The sequence below is a fragment of the Deltaproteobacteria bacterium genome, from assembly GCA_016930875.1.
Taxonomy (GTDB): Bacteria; Desulfobacterota; Desulfobacteria; order Desulfobacterales.
In genome coordinates, this window is the sequence record JAFGFW010000048.1 from 1 (window position 1) to 14,136 (window position 14,136).

The 14,136-nt window shown below is 51.1% G+C and carries 17 protein-coding genes and 1 tRNA gene; 3 read left to right on the top strand and 15 right to left on the bottom strand.

Annotated elements, in window-relative coordinates; translation table 11 throughout:
* Positions 1 to 251 precede the first annotated feature (251 nt).
* Positions 252 to 2,747: a hypothetical protein gene (locus JW883_05210; GenBank protein ID MBN1841666.1), complete on the top strand. Its 2,496-nt coding sequence runs from the start codon at positions 252 to 254 to the stop codon at positions 2,745 to 2,747.
* A gap of 23 nt (positions 2,748 to 2,770) precedes the next feature.
* Here JW883_05210 and JW883_05215 read toward each other — a convergent pair whose 3' ends face one another.
* Both JW883_05215 and JW883_05220 read right to left on the bottom strand, forming a co-directional pair.
* Positions 2,771 to 3,859: a serine hydrolase gene (locus tag JW883_05215; GenBank protein MBN1841667.1), complete on the bottom strand. Its 1,089-nt coding sequence runs from the start codon at positions 3,857 to 3,859 to the stop codon at positions 2,771 to 2,773.
* Positions 3,860 to 3,976: 117 nt separating this feature from the next.
* On the bottom strand, positions 3,977 to 4,921 hold the full coding sequence (locus JW883_05220) for an LD-carboxypeptidase (protein MBN1841668.1): 945 nt from the start codon (positions 4,919 to 4,921) through the stop codon (positions 3,977 to 3,979).
* A gap of 265 nt (positions 4,922 to 5,186) precedes the next feature.
* Between JW883_05220 and JW883_05225 the strand changes: the two genes are divergently transcribed.
* Positions 5,187 to 5,263, top strand: a tRNA-Pro gene (locus tag JW883_05225).
* Here JW883_05225 and JW883_05230 read toward each other — a convergent pair.
* The 7 genes from JW883_05230 to JW883_05260 all read right to left on the bottom strand — a co-directional run bounded on the left by JW883_05230 (position 5,242) and on the right by JW883_05260 (position 9,206).
* Positions 5,242 to 6,444 (bottom strand): site-specific integrase, encoded by a 1,203-nt coding sequence (locus tag JW883_05230; GenBank protein MBN1841669.1) that lies wholly within the window; start codon positions 6,442 to 6,444, stop codon positions 5,242 to 5,244. The two genes, JW883_05225 and JW883_05230, sit on opposite strands and share 22 nt — an antisense overlap.
* Before the next feature lie 6 nt (positions 6,445 to 6,450).
* Positions 6,451 to 6,609: a hypothetical protein gene (locus JW883_05235; protein MBN1841670.1), complete on the bottom strand. Its 159-nt coding sequence runs from the start codon at positions 6,607 to 6,609 to the stop codon at positions 6,451 to 6,453.
* 351 nt (positions 6,610 to 6,960) lie between these two features.
* The gene (locus JW883_05240) at positions 6,961 to 7,179 is read right to left on the bottom strand and encodes a hypothetical protein (GenBank protein MBN1841671.1); all 219 of its coding nucleotides are present in this window, start codon (positions 7,177 to 7,179) and stop codon (positions 6,961 to 6,963) included.
* 51 nt (positions 7,180 to 7,230) lie between these two features.
* A complete protein-coding gene (locus tag JW883_05245; GenBank protein MBN1841672.1) occupies positions 7,231 to 7,527 on the bottom strand; it encodes a hypothetical protein in 297 nt (98 codons plus the stop codon).
* A 12-nt stretch (positions 7,528 to 7,539) separates the two neighbouring features.
* The gene (locus JW883_05250) at positions 7,540 to 7,752 is read right to left on the bottom strand and encodes a hypothetical protein (GenBank protein ID MBN1841673.1); all 213 of its coding nucleotides are present in this window, start codon (positions 7,750 to 7,752) and stop codon (positions 7,540 to 7,542) included.
* A gap of 14 nt (positions 7,753 to 7,766) precedes the next feature.
* Complete coding sequence (locus JW883_05255; protein MBN1841674.1) at positions 7,767 to 8,030, bottom strand: hypothetical protein; 264 nt, start codon at positions 8,028 to 8,030, stop codon at positions 7,767 to 7,769.
* 384 nt (positions 8,031 to 8,414) lie between these two features.
* The gene (locus JW883_05260) at positions 8,415 to 9,206 is read right to left on the bottom strand and encodes a hypothetical protein (GenBank protein MBN1841675.1); all 792 of its coding nucleotides are present in this window, start codon (positions 9,204 to 9,206) and stop codon (positions 8,415 to 8,417) included.
* A gap of 315 nt (positions 9,207 to 9,521) precedes the next feature.
* Here JW883_05260 and JW883_05265 point away from each other — a divergent pair, with 315 nt between their 5' ends.
* The gene (locus tag JW883_05265; protein MBN1841676.1) at positions 9,522 to 9,692 is read left to right on the top strand and encodes a hypothetical protein; all 171 of its coding nucleotides are present in this window, start codon (positions 9,522 to 9,524) and stop codon (positions 9,690 to 9,692) included.
* 209 nt (positions 9,693 to 9,901) lie between these two features.
* Here JW883_05265 and JW883_05270 read toward each other — a convergent pair whose 3' ends face one another.
* The 6 genes from JW883_05270 to JW883_05295 form a co-directional block, all read right to left on the bottom strand.
* Entirely contained in the window at positions 9,902 to 10,228 is a 327-nt protein-coding gene (locus JW883_05270) for a hypothetical protein (protein MBN1841677.1), read from the bottom strand.
* A gap of 30 nt (positions 10,229 to 10,258) precedes the next feature.
* Complete coding sequence (locus JW883_05275) at positions 10,259 to 10,684, bottom strand: hypothetical protein (protein ID MBN1841678.1); 426 nt, start codon at positions 10,682 to 10,684, stop codon at positions 10,259 to 10,261.
* A 1-nt stretch (position 10,685) separates the two neighbouring features.
* Positions 10,686 to 11,549: a hypothetical protein gene (locus JW883_05280; protein ID MBN1841679.1), complete on the bottom strand. Its 864-nt coding sequence runs from the start codon at positions 11,547 to 11,549 to the stop codon at positions 10,686 to 10,688.
* 36 nt (positions 11,550 to 11,585) lie between these two features.
* The gene (locus JW883_05285) at positions 11,586 to 12,263 is read right to left on the bottom strand and encodes a hypothetical protein (GenBank protein MBN1841680.1); all 678 of its coding nucleotides are present in this window, start codon (positions 12,261 to 12,263) and stop codon (positions 11,586 to 11,588) included.
* Positions 12,264 to 12,272: 9 nt separating this feature from the next.
* A complete protein-coding gene (locus JW883_05290; protein MBN1841681.1) occupies positions 12,273 to 13,871 on the bottom strand; it encodes a hypothetical protein in 1,599 nt (532 codons plus the stop codon).
* On the bottom strand, positions 13,801 to 14,136 hold a 336-nt coding region (locus JW883_05295; protein MBN1841682.1), incomplete at its 5' end, for a hypothetical protein. The genes JW883_05290 and JW883_05295, both read right to left, overlap by 71 nt.

Below are 14,136 nucleotides of genomic sequence, written 5' to 3' on the forward strand. Positions count from 1 at the left end.
TCGACGTTGGACGTTCGATGTTCGACGTTCGACGTTCATCTTTCAAAACAATTCCGTACGGCATGAATGTAACCTGTGAACGGTTACAATTATTTATATCAAAAAAACGGGTCCTGTGGCACAAAGCATAGTCTTGTCGAGGTTCGCAGGACCGCCAAGAATCCCGTCAGGCGACGTGCAAGAGGAATTCCTCTTTGCCTCCTCACATCTAACCCTGCATAGAGAGATTGTCAGGCAGTTAGGCAGCAAAAATGGCTACAGAATACTCTGTTGAAGTTGTCAGGGAACTTGAGAACGAGTTCCGGGCCGCGGGGCTGCGCAGGCCGATGCGCGTTGAGCGTTACGAGCCCGGCGCCGAGTTGGTCTACGATGTCACAGGAGTAGGCCGGCCGGGCAAGGGACGGGTTCATCTGGTTGTTGAAAAGTTTGTGGGTGGGGGATTTGCCGGGCAAGTATACCGCGTGAGGATTCTGGATGTCCATCTCCAGTCCGGACAACTGGAAGGGCTTGAGGCCGGCAAAGTTTACGCGATAAAGATCCTTGTCCCGCCTACGGGTTTCTCACGCCTGTTTCGCAATACTCTGTACTGGGTTGGTTTCCAGGGTCCGTTTCAACTTCAGGTCAACCCTGCGGCGGCAAGGGCCGGCGCGCTCTGGCAGAAATTCATCCGTCGGGGGGCCAACATCAAGTTTGGCAGTGAAATGGCGGTTGTCGACATATATGCAACCTTTACGGACAACAAGCTCGGGAGCTGCGGAGAGTTAAGCGAGTGGGTGGATGGACGGACTTGGCATTTAGAGGTTGATGAGCGCATGGATCTGCTGAAGCGCTGGACCAGGGGCCGTGAAGTCGATGCCGGGAGTCTTGGCTCACCGGAATACCGAGCCAAGCGTGAGTTCATGCACGAATTCGTTGATCTGTTGCATGACATGGGGGGACATGAGTTCGCCAGGCAGTATGAGTGGTCCACCTGCAAGAGTCAGCCCAACTGTCTGAAACGAAATGACAGCGAGACATCTCCAGCCGTAGGATTGGTGGCGGTCGATTTCCGGGCCGGTCTCGCCCTTCTGCCGTTCTTGCCCATGAGCCCGGGGGATTTCAAGCTGATAGCCAAGGGGCTTATGCGGGGAAGTCTTGTGCAATTCGACCGGGGCGATATCGGGAGGCTGGAACGCTTCGTTGATGCTCACAAAGACGAGTTCTCCGATATGCGCCGGATGCTGGAGGAGTTAAAGGCGGCTGAGCGCGTATATCGCGATTCGGTCCCGGATATTACACACAACCATCTTCGTCTTTTCTATGCAGGAGGCCTGTGGTCGCAGATATTTGACAGCGCAGTGACAGGCTGGAAGGTCAGAAATCTTGTTGATGAAAGTTGCCAGGAAAAACTGCAGGGCAACAAAGCTTTGACGTTGCTCTTTTTTTTAATCGGGCTCCTGCCGCTGTTGGGCCGGGTTTTAAGGCGCCTCTGGGGCCGACCGAATTGGCGGGAGCATTATCGGGGGCTGCTTACCAGTTTCGATTATCTGCGGCGTGCAGTACGGGCAAGAGTCGCTGAAAAGCTCATCGGCTGGCACAGATCAGGCCGACTCGATGGTGAGCATGCCCTTAAGGCGGCAAAAAATGTGTGGCCTATCTTTTATCATGTGCCGCTCTCGGTGCTGCCGGCTGTGCTTCACAGATTCTTGACCGACTGGCGGTATGCCAAGGAGCGCCTGATTCATCTTGCCATTCGGCCTGTGCGGCTCTATTTTGACAGGGAACTGCGGGAGCAATGGCTTCGCGATATGGTAGCAGAAGGCAAGGAAAAACGAATACTTATGAAGCAAGACGCAGGGGTTATTCTGTCCCAGATTAACGAGCCGTTCATACAGAAGTATCTCAAGTGTCTTGCAGTGCACGTATGCACGTTACCGGTTACGCAGATTGTCTCTTTGGTGGTTGCGATCGCATATGTTGCGATGCATCCCGAGATGCCCAGGGTGCAGGCGTGGGGTATCGGGCTTGGCATCATAGCGCTGTTTCAGGTTGTGCCCATTTCGCCGGGTTCGCTGGCTCGAGGGCTTTACGTGCTCTATCTGGTCATCAGGGAGCGGAACTTCAAGGACTATAATATCGCCGTGTTTCTTGGTTTTTTCAAATACATAGGTTATTTGGCTTTTCCAATCCAGATGGGGTATCGTTATCCCGCGCTGGCACAGTTCATGGCAGCGCATTGGGCCACCGAAGCTGTTCACACGGTTCCGGTGTTTGGCGAAAGGGGGGCTCTGCTCGAACGCGGGGTCTTTTGCTGGTTCTACAACTGGCCCTTGACCATACAGCGTCGTATGCGCAAGCGGAGCCAAATACGGGCTCAAATGCAACCTCGATACTGGCATATCGCCCTTTGCGCCACGGCAGGCTTGGGGATATTTGCGCTTGCGGACTTTTTCTACGTTAAGAATCTCGGAAAATTGCCGGGCTTAAATGACATCTGGTGGCTTGCGGCGCTGGCGCCGTTGCTTTGTGGCGCTGCAGTGACTTTGGGCGCCCGCGGGGCCACGCTGGCGAAACGCATTATCGGAGCGGCTGTTTGCGGTGGCGCTGTCGGCGTGTTCTATGCGGCTCTCTCGGCCATCCTCGCCCATGAAGGGCCGATTGGGTTTGGTGAACTGGCGACAGCTTGCCTATGGCGGGTTTTTGTTTTTACGATTTTTTCGATTATCGGGGCGGTTTTAACGGAACTGAAGTTGCCGGAACCGGACTGACATCAGCTGTCGGGCAAGTCGTATCAACCCTGAGGTTTCAACATAGTCTCCATGACCCTATCATGAAGCAGCGGCCGAAAGGCCTTGATCTTTTCGTTTGTCCGGCCCAAGTGAACTCTGTTGGTAAGGAGAATGACAATCACGCCCTTTTCAAGGTCCATCCAAAATGACGTGCCCGTAAAACCGAGATGACCGACACTGTGATCGGAAAAATACCTGCCGCTGCTCGAATCCGGCCGTGTGGGGGTGTCAAAGCCCATTGCCCAACTACCTACATCACTCTGGCGCTGAAAAAAAACTTTAACCACATCCCGGTGGAATAGACCGGCGTTAGGCTTTCCGGAATAAGCATTTAAAAGCTCCTGCAACAGTCCGAACACTGCTTGCGCTGTTCCAAACAGACCGGCATGTCCTGCAACGCCCCCCAGGGCGTACGCATTGTCGTCATGGACCTCGCCATCCAGGATCTTGCCCCGCCAGGGGCAATCTTCGGTTGCCGCGTACACACGACGGTCCTGGTTCGGCCCCTCACCCAGGGGGTTAAAGAAGAGATCCCCAATCCCCAAAGGGCCGTAGACAGATGTTTTCACGAACCGATCCAGGAAATGGTTGGTGACCGTCTCGAAGACCCACTGGAGGATCATAAAGCCCAGGTCGCTGTACAAACAGACCGTTACTGGCTCATGGATGCGAGGTTCGGAGAGGAGTAAATGCTCCAAGGCCCGCTTGCGGTCTTTTTGCGGGAGTACTCTCAGCTTTTCATAATACGGTTGATAGTCGGGCAGGCCCGAGGTATGGGCAAGGAGCTGGCGGATACTGATGTCTTTCTTGTCCGTATCTGAAAATTCGGCAACGGTCGTGCCCAGGGGTTGATCCAGGTCCACCCTCCCCTGCTGGACCAGCAGCATGACGGAAACTGCCGTAGCCAGCGGCTTGGTCAAAGATGCAAGATCAAAGACCGTATCGGTCGTCATGGGCCTTTCAGGCAAAAGTCTGGCACGGCCAAACGCCTCCAAAAACAAAATGCTGCCTTCTCTGGCAACAAGGAGCGCGGCTCCCGGGAAAACCCCCTCATCCACGCCGCGCTTCATCAGATCTTTTACGGTTCTCATAAATACAATGGTCGAGATTCAAAAGACTTTCAGTACAACTGTCTATTTTCTTGACAAGATTAACGGGATGGACTGGATTATATTATTTTTGTGAATCAAAACTATCCTGTAATGCTGTCAAAAGGTTTTTTTGACAGGTGAACTATTACCGTTTCCCGAAGTAGCAGGCTCCTGAAATCGGAGGCTGCCGTCTTCGGTATCCATGGCCGCTTGAAGCCCCACAGGCACGGTGAGGTTGTCGGCGCCGTGCCCCAGGTCAAAACCCGCCAGAATGGGCACTGCACTTTGGCGAAAGGCCTCTTTCACAATGGCATACACATCTTCAATGGGGCCACAGTCTTGAAAAGATCCGAGAAGAACGCCTGCCACTGCGTCAAGATGACCTCCAAGGCTGAGTTGAGAAAGCATACGATCAATCCGGTATGGCGCCTCTGCCCGGTCTTCTAAGAAAATAATATGATCCTCAAAAGGAGGCTCATAGGGTGTGCCGATAAGATGGGTCAGGACGGTAAGGTTTCCGCCCACCACAGGCCCTGATGCCTGTCCTGGATTCAGGACCACTGGATTAGAGGATTTCAGAATGAGCGGTCTGTTTGAGGCAATGGCATCCGTCAAGGCCGCAAAGGCTTTCTCAGAACCCTTTGCCAGGCTCGTCACCACCGGTCCGTGAAACGTGAGTAAACCGCACATATCATAAATTGCCACGAGCAGAGCGGTGATATCGCTAAATCCCACCAGTATTTTTGGTTGGGCACGAATCGTCTCAAAATCAAGGAGGGGAAGGAGTCTCATAGAGCCAAACCCTCCGCGAGCACAAAATATTGCCCTTACCGAGTCGTCACAAAAGAGTTGCATGAGCAATTCCGCGCGTTCTGCGTCTGTACCGGCCAGGTATCCCTCCTTCCTGAAAAGGTTTTCGGGAATCCTTACCTGAAAGCCCATTGATTCAAGGGCCCGAATCCCGCCCTCAAAAGCCTGCTGATCAAAGGGGGAGGAAGGCGCAGCAATACCAATGGTGTCGCCCGCACGGAGAGACCGCGGTTTTATGATCTTTTTCTTCATACTAGCGTCAGTTTCCAATTCAGAAATGAGCAATTTTTCGCAAGGTCAAGGAAATCAAGGGGTTGCGCGGAGGCGTACATTGGTACGCCGCACAAGCGATCCCGCAGATTGACGCCGAGATTGCGGAAAAGGGCCATTTCTGGATGGAAACTAAGTTAGCACGGAACCCTCTGGATTGTAAAGATTTCTGATCGAAGTGAAGATCCCTGATTGATGAATGTTGACAGGGCCGAGGCAAAGTGTTAAAAAAAATATAAACGGTCGGCGGGGCGTAGCGCAGCCTGGTAGCGCACCTGAATGGGGTTCAGGGGGCCGGAGGTTCAAATCCTCTCGCCCCGACCAATGATTTCAGATACTTGGCCGGTAGCAAAAACTGAGGATTCTGAATTTGTGACACTTTTGTGACAGTCACCTTCTTTGGAAGCGGTTAGCCCGTTCAACAGGTTGACCGCTTTCTTTTTGTGCTCCTGTGATAGATGAGCATACCGCATGGTCATCTGTATCGTCTTGTGGCCCAGGATCTCCTGAAGCTCCTTTATCGTCCCACCGCGCATGATGAAATGGCTTGCAAAGGTATGTCTCAGGTCGTGGAAATGAAAGTCCTCGATTCCTGCGCGTGTCAGGGCTGATTTGAAACTGTTTTTGACGTTCATAATAGACTTGGGCACAGGAGCCGGTCCTTTCCGCTTTCTGACAGGCTCCGCGTTCTTGAGTTTGTCTTCGCTTTTTCGATAGGTAAACACATGCCCTGACCTGAGTTGCTGCTCTTTCCGGATCTCCTTGAACAGCATTGCCAGGTCGTCATTGACAGGCACTTGCCGGGCTTCCTTGGTCTTGGTCACAGAGGCTTGCAGATAAATTTGACCGTTACGGATATCGGACCACTTTAGGCCAAGGATCTCACCGCGCCTCATGCCGGTATTGATGGCGCATTCCACAACTCGCCTCAGATACTTGTGGCATTCAGGAAGCAGCTTGCCGATCTCTTCCTGTGACAGGTACCTAAGCCGCTGGTTGTTTTCCTTCAGGTGAAGGGACTTGCCCTTGTCAAACGGGTTTCGCTCTATCATATCCCACTCGACGGCCTTTGTGAAAATATGGTGGTGGCAGGACATCTCCCGGTTGATGGTACTGTCCTTGCGGATCGTACCATGTGCTGTAAGGGTTTTTCTCAACGTGCTGTGGTAGGTTTCAAGGTCCACAAACTGGATGTTGGCGAGCAGGGTGTTCTCTCCAAAATGATCCTTGAAACGCTTAATGCAGAACACTTTCCATCCCTTGTAACTGGTCTGGTCCCCGAAATTCTCCTTGTACTTGGCTAGGAGGTCCCCCAGGGTGGTCGTGTAGTCCTTCTTGACGTCCAAGTACCTGTTTTCGGCAATCAGGCTTACACGCTTTGCAAGCTCGTCTACAGCCTCTTTTTTCTTCTTGAAAGATTGCCTAACGCGCTTGCCGGTAGGGTCAAAGTAATCAATCTGCCATGATACGCCGCGTTTGCCTTCGCGCTTTCTAATCATCCCCATAAGCAATCACCGTCCTTTCGTCTTAGCTTTAAGCCCTTTGTCCAGGATCTCCACGGCCATAGTGTTCATGGACACATTCTTTTTTTGCCTGATAGTCTCCATTGCGGCCCGTTCTCGCAACCGCTCTAAAAGCTCATCAGACATCCTGATTGTCAACACCTTCATTGCGCTACCTCCTTTCGGTATATGGTAACGTCAATATATGCATTACTGGCAATACTGTCAAATAGATAATGTTAATATCTCTTATTGACAACCCTGCATGGCCATGTTATTCATTCAAACACCCTGCGGCATACGTGAAGCCACGGTGCAAGCGGGGATATCCACAAGCCCTGGACTTCTGGCCAAGACCTGCAAACAAACTTTCAGGAGTCATATTCATCAAGACTCCGAACAAACTCAAGACATGGTCAAACCTGATTCCAGGGCTTTTTTAATTTCCTTTTTTAGAGATCGAGAGATCGTTTTTTGCCTCCTTTCCTGTGTCATTCTCAAGGGTTGTGGATTCTTGGCCTAGTTGGCCAACTTTTTTCTCACCCCTTCCTCAAGGTCTTCCTCGCATCTTTCTGAAGTATCGGCTTCCAGTGCTTGAACAATGTTCTTCAAGGCGACCAGAAGCTCCGGCGAGCAAGCCTCCTTGAGGCTTTTCCCGCCTATCCGGATACTCTCGATACTGCACCCGTCAAAGATGTTAATGGTGACGTTTCCACCTGTAATGTTGACATTTCTCATAATTTGTATTAGCAAGGGGTACGGGGTAAATGCCTGTTAGGGTTTCTGCCTCTAAGCCTTCGGGTCCTGACTTTCCGGGTCGTGCCCGAAGGCTTCCTTACTTGAATGTTCGATAATTCTTTCTTCTTCACTGAGCCGATTGATCGTAGTTGCCAGATCTTGTAATCTTTCGCCTATCAAATTGAGCATTAACAATGTATCATGGTCTGGCTCCCCCGGCTCATCCAGGTTCAAAATCGCGGCATTGATCATCGTTATTAAGGGACGAACACCCCATAGGTTAAGATCCGTAAGGAAGCTGTCCTTTTCGTATTTAATTTTGTCAAGCCTTACTATCTGATCGTCCATCTTGCCCCCTTTCTAGGTCCCTGAAGATATATCATTCGACTGTGCTTCGGAGGCTTGCTTGTTCTTGCAAAACATAGCTTCCAGCATGGCCTTATGTTTTGGGTTAGGTGACTTAAAGTCTTTCAAAACGCCCTCCACGATAGCGATTTGTTCCTCTGTGAATGCCTCCAAGGTAATTGGAGGCACTTGAAGCCTATCAGCAGCTTCGATGATATATTGTTCCATGATGTTCCCCCTTTTCAATCGTCTATGGTTTCCGGGTCCTCAGCCTCTATCTCTTGCGTTTCTTCTTGTGTGAAATAATTCAGGGCCTCAGTAACAGCCATCCCCGCGTCATGGCAGAGATTTTGCACACCTTCAAACCATGCTTCGCTAACGTCAAGCCGGTTATCGGCTATGCTTACGGCCTCGCAGGAGTCCCGCAGCATGTAAAGCGTGCTCTCGGCCTTTTCCAAGTCTCGATACACAACCCCCGGCAACATCTTTTTATCTGCTTCTTCCATGATTTCCCCCTTTCATATTCTTAAATTCAAAATCACCTTTGAATAAGCACTTGATATCGATATCAAGTGCTTCCCATTCTGGCCTTACCCCGTACCCCTAAACCTCCTTTCTCAAGCCTGTTCCACAGGTCTAATGTTTCCCCATCCAATAGCTTGTTTTTACGTTTCAGGGTTGCTTCCTCGACTTGCGCTATAAGTTGTACTAGTTCTAATTGCGTCAATTCCATAGACTCGCCTCATCCCCCTTCCGGCCTGCTTGCCTGTTCCACCTATACCTGACTATACCCTTTCAGGAGATCGCAAGCCCTGCGGCCTCCTGTGCGTCCCCTGAGTGCGTCTGAGCTACTTCTAAGCGCCTGTACGAGCATGGTCATGGCCTAGTAGTTATCCAATGTTGATTACATCGTAGAGCACATCAACATGATGCAAGGCGGCTTCTTTTGAAGTCGTTTTCCATTTAGAACCTTTAGCATCTGTAATAGCCCCCAAAAAAGCCCTCAACGCCCTTCTAAAATGTTCATCTACGGGCTGGTCTTCAGGCAAAGGCTTTGACCGTCGGACACCTTTCCGCTTCTCCTGCGTCTCCTTTGCAGCAGCATGTATGGACTTCTTGCCGTCAAGGACCGTCTGCTTTGTCTGTTCGTCGCCATAGTCCAGGAGAGTCCGGGCTTTCTCAACCTTCCGGGGAGATGTACCGACAATCTTTGCCGTTACCTCAGAGGACTTGCCTAACTTAGCGTCACTTGACGCTAGGTCCGTCCTTTGGCCTTGGGGCTTTCTCTCATCCACAGCTTTGATGCACCTGAGCAGGTCCCCGTCTGTGAGGTTGCGCCGGTCCCTCTGGTTGTGGATTGCATACTCAAGGGCTGTAGCTTGATCAGGGAAGTTGGCCATAACAGTCCATACCTTTGGCAGACCTGCCTTTTGAGCAGCCCGGACACGGGTATTTCCATCAATTACGACATCCATATTGTGAAAAAGATCGTGCCACAAGATGATCGGCTGTGACTTGTCATATCCGTACTGTTTCATATGGTCAGCTATAGCATTAACCGTGTCGTCGTTGATCGGGAATAGGCTGGAAAACGGAGGCCATGTTATACTCCATCTTATGTGAAGCGTTTTTAAGTTTCTCCACCCGCCCTGACCGAAAACGATCTCATTTCTCTGTTTCATGTTTTATCCTCCAAAATAAAAAAAGCCCCCACACGTCCCCTTGCAAGCGGTCAAGGCGCTCGCAATAGGCAACGTGCAGGAGCCAAAAAAGAACCCTGAGAGAATCCAACGGCCACCACAGCCGCCCCCCAAGCCGGGCTCCCAGGGTTTAATTATGTCAGTTTGTTGTGTCATCGTGGTGGATTTGGATTAGGTGTTGACTTTTCAATAAGACCGTGTCAGCCTGTGTATGACATGGTACGACCCTATTTCAAAAAAGTCAACCTTTTTCTTTTGTTAAAACTCAATTTTTGATATGAAAGGAAAATGCTCACGATGATCTCTTTCAAAGTTGACCAGAAGCTCAAGAAACTTATTCAGGAGATTGCAGAGAAAGAATCCCGAACCCTATCCTCTTTTGTCACAAACTGTGTGATCCAATACCTCAAAGACCACTACGGTATTGACTGGCACAAGGCCAAGAAAAAACCGTCCAAGTCTCGTTGATCGTATTTGCCGCAAAAGCCCCTATCACCCCTTACACTGAAATAGTGGCGTATCCCGTGAGGATATCCGCTTAATCCAAACCATGTACGCTTCTTCAGACTCATAGCCAAGATCACGCCAAAGGGTTGACGGGGTTCGTTGCCGTTCAGCGATCTGCTGACACGCGCACTTACCTTTAAAATGTTCGTCCTTTTCAGCCCGTTTCAGATTTATGACATAGACATGCCCATGCTGGCATAGATTCTCCTTGTCCAATCGGCAAGCCTGCGTCTACGTTCCAGGTCTTCCAACTCCTTCTTCATGATTTCCCGGCGGAACTGCATCTCAAGAAGTGGGTCCATGCCTCCGCTTGGTTGCCTGTTAGATGATGTATGAAGGGGAATAATTGTCTTCGTGCCTGTATTACTTCCCGCACCACCCTTTAACCCCCCAAGCATTTTCTCCCCTAATCCCTCAGTCAGTTTCTTTGCCTGGTCGGTTGCAACTGCCATTCCGATTTGTTTTAAAACAGGTAGTGCAGCTGCCCAAAAGCCCATGATATGCCTCCTGTTGTCTTTTGTTACTGTTCATATACGACGCTGCCCACGACGGTTTTTCTCCCGTAGCCACATAAGCTGGTCGGGAGTGGCGCTGATCCGGTCCCCATAAGAGGTGTTCGGCACGAAGTCCCTGATCTCGCTCGTCGGGGGCGTTTCAAGCTCATTAGGCAGGATAACTTCCGGCCCTGCATGGCTGAACTTCCGTGGATATTCAAACCGTGGAATCCGCAACCTGCCCTCCCCGAGAAACGGGCCAGGGGTTCGGCGTTCCGCTTCCTGCCACGTCCTGCGCTTAAGAGCCTCAACCGCTTGCTGCTTTTGCGCTGCCTCCAAATATCTAGAAAACCTATCTCGCGCCGTCGATAAGAGGATGTGCTCTTCTGGCCTCAAGACCTGCATAGACAGGGCATAGTCAAGATCAGCAATGTGTTTTTGCATCTTTTCAATGTCCATTTTATCCCTCCTTGCCCAAAAACCTATCTTTTTCCGCTTGGCTCATCTTGCCATATTCAATTTCTGAACCAGTAGCAATGCTACCTCCTTTTTCGGATGTCTCAGCACTTCGCGTGGAAACCTTTGTGTTTTGGCCCTTCGTCGCCTTGTGAAACTTCGCGATCATTTCCACAAGCCCCGCAGCGCCGTCACCTAACAGCACAGCACGTTTTGCACCCGGAGGCAGTATCAAAGTCCCCGGTGCGGTCATTGCCTGAAGGAAGTCAGGTTCAAAGCCGTTATCAATCGCAAACTGGCTGAGTTCCTGATTGACAGTGTTGCCTTCCTCGTGAATGCCGGGCACGGCCTTTTCCATGCGCTCAAAGCTCTGCGTAACGATCTTGGTGTCCTGCTGTAGTCGCCTTTGCCGGGCTTGGCCTTCAGCCTCTTTCGCCTTTTCCTCATCCAGGTGTTTTTTCAGGGCACGTTCGTACTTGACGGCCTCAACCGGGTCTTCCTCGGCCAGCTCGTCAAACTCCTCGTCGGATAAGATTTGGAAAGTCTCTTCTTCCGGCTCCTGCTCTTCAGCTTCCATTTTGGAGATTTTTTCTTGCAGGACTCGGACGTGCTCAGTTAACTCCTCCCGCTTAACGTGTTCCTCGTGAAGTGCTGCATGAGGGACGTAACCCTCTGGAGGCTTTTCGTCCTTGGTTTCAGTAGAGGACTTGACCTCCTTCTGAGGCGGTTCCAGGCCCGTCAACTCCGCTTCTGTGGGAGCAACCTCGCCAAACAACGACTTGCCAGATTCATTTTGTGGGGCGTCCTCCTGTAATACGATATCAGGGGTTGCCACGGTTTCTGTCTCTACTGCGCTTGCATTTTCCATGTTCTTTTTCCTCCTTGTGAAGTATTGTGTTAATAGCTACCATGTGCTAGTTCTCGGCCTTTTCTTACGTGTCGGCGTGTATGGCATGAACGGGCCGGGGGGGTACTTGTGATACGCTGCTACCACAAAACGCAGCGCGTTAATGGCGTGAACCCTCGCCGGTGGTAAGGTATCGACGTCGGCTTTTGTGATATTTTTAAGTTGTTTGCGGGTTATGCTGTCCTCAGGAAGTTCCAGGAGTCCATCACTTACCCAGCGACGGATTAAGGAAAGCCCTAACGCGAAGTTATCAAAATACGGAGCCTCTTCCAGAGCTTTACCGTGGATGATTTTCTTCTCGTATGTCCATTCACGATAAAATTCGGCGTCTTTTTCGCGGGTGACATCAAGATCGCTATAGACCGTCCCGCAGTGAAAGAGCGCACAATCGTCAGTCAAATTGACAAATAACTTATCCAGAAACACACTCGGATGTTCCCGTTCTTTGAGGAATCGCAGTTTTCCTCTTGGTCGTTTCTGCCCTTCAAAACGAGTCTGGTCGACGTACTCTTCAGCCAAGATCACGTAGAACCCTGAAGCCTCAGTTGACGGCCATGAAAGCCCACAACGAACAGCCGAATAGTGTACAGTTTTTAATTCGTCACCTTCAGCTATCTTGTGAACGATAATACCTTTTTGAGTCAACTCGGTTTTGATAACATTGTATTCTTGCATGGGTCCCCCTTACAGGTCTGGAAACAGCAAATCAGGTTCGAAAAAAGTCAAACAGAGTGCATCGGCCCTGTCCGGTGAACGCTTCAACAACTCCCGCATAGTATCCTTCTTCATAACCCTGACCTTGCCGCCCATGACTTCGTAGGTCGGGATTTTGAGTTCCTCAAGCAACAGTTCATCCGGTGGGAGCATGGCAGACGGGTCTGCCCTTAGCCATTCCCTACACGCCCACCACAACTGATCCCTAAGGATCTGAAATTCGCCAAGCTCCGTCGTTTCCGTGGGTTTGGATGCAACCTTCACGGAAAATGCAGAGCAACCCTCGCGTTGCATGTGAGGCGCAACACCCGCGCCAACACCCGTGGCGTCTACGTTTGCGCGTAAAGTGCGTCTACTTCTATACTGACTTACGGCACGGTCCCCGGTTTGAATCGTATCGACTCCGGCCCAAGGGACTAGTTGCTCGACATAGCCTCCATAACGGAAACAAGCCACATTAGCGTCTGTCCCAAATTCGCCAACATCCTGCCCCATGATCGCGCTTGCCCCCTCAGGCGGGACCTCTCCGTACTTGGCAACGTAGACATCCCATCTTGACCGGGCCTTTGCCATCCAGTCTTTACTGATAAGTTGTTGCGCGCCTTTGGCGGGATACTCGCCCAAGACCATGTAGGAAAACGCGGGTTCCATGATCTTGTAGAATCCGGCTTTTAATGGGGGATATTCCTGCCCGCTTTGGCTCTTGCCTATCGCGCCTTCCAGAAATTGAGGCAGTTCAAAACACTCGCTGTCCGGTGTCTCCCCGTCAACTAAAGGTCTGCACCACTCGTTAATTCGCCTAACAGTCGTCCCCCTGGTCACGGCTCCGGGGATCTTATCCTCGCCGGTCACTACATTCGGATGATTGAAAACCGATAATTGAACCACGTTCCCCCTGTTGTCTCGTTCCATTCTGTACGCTTCGCCTGCCTCGGCCCTCGGGTTATAGATTATCAACAACCGTGCATGACCGCCACTCATACAGCTCTCGATACCCTTGAAAATCTCGTCAGGGACCGCGTCGGCTTCGTCCACGATAAAAAGCAGGTGCGGACTGTGCTTGCCGGAAAACTTGGCCTCCCTTTGAGCCTCAGTTCCAGACATCGGAATAGTTACGCCGGTGAGAAAAGACTGCGCAGACCTGGCAATGTGAAGGGTCGTAAGATTATCGGACTCGAAAAGCTCGGGATGCCTTTCGGTAATACCTCCGATTTCACCCCACAACAACCTTTTCAAATTGCTTTCGGGAGGAGCAGCCGCCGTGTACACCTGGCTATCCGGAAAAGCCTTAAACCACCAGACGGCAATCCGGGCCGCCGAGTGCGTCTTGCCGGTTGCATTCGGACTCTTCGCAAGCGTCACAGGATGGTCCCTGACAGACTCCATGAGGGCCTTAACCTCGTCGGTATAGGTTTCCCCCAGGATATCTTCGCCGAAGCCCACAGGATTGTCCTGGTAGGCGCTGAAGGCCTGACTATCCCCTAAGCTAAACTGCTGGCTAACTGAACTTAACAGTTGATCGTATAGCCCGTCTTTGATTGAGCTTACCAATGATTGCACTTCGAACATCCGGACTCGCGTCTCCTATTGCCGCCAAAACCTCTTGTTGAAATTCCTCAACCGCTCGCATATCGAAAAGGGCCTGGAATATTTCCAATTGCAATTTGAGTTGACCCCGGATCTCACCCATGGCTTTTAAGGCGAGTTCACGAGGGTCCTTGAATTTGAACTCTTTGACAAACTCTTCCTGATCTCCTACACGGACTTTCTTAGTAGAAACCTGGCCTTCAAGGATCTGCAGGGCCTCATCGTCGCCCCGGTTCCATCTCATCAA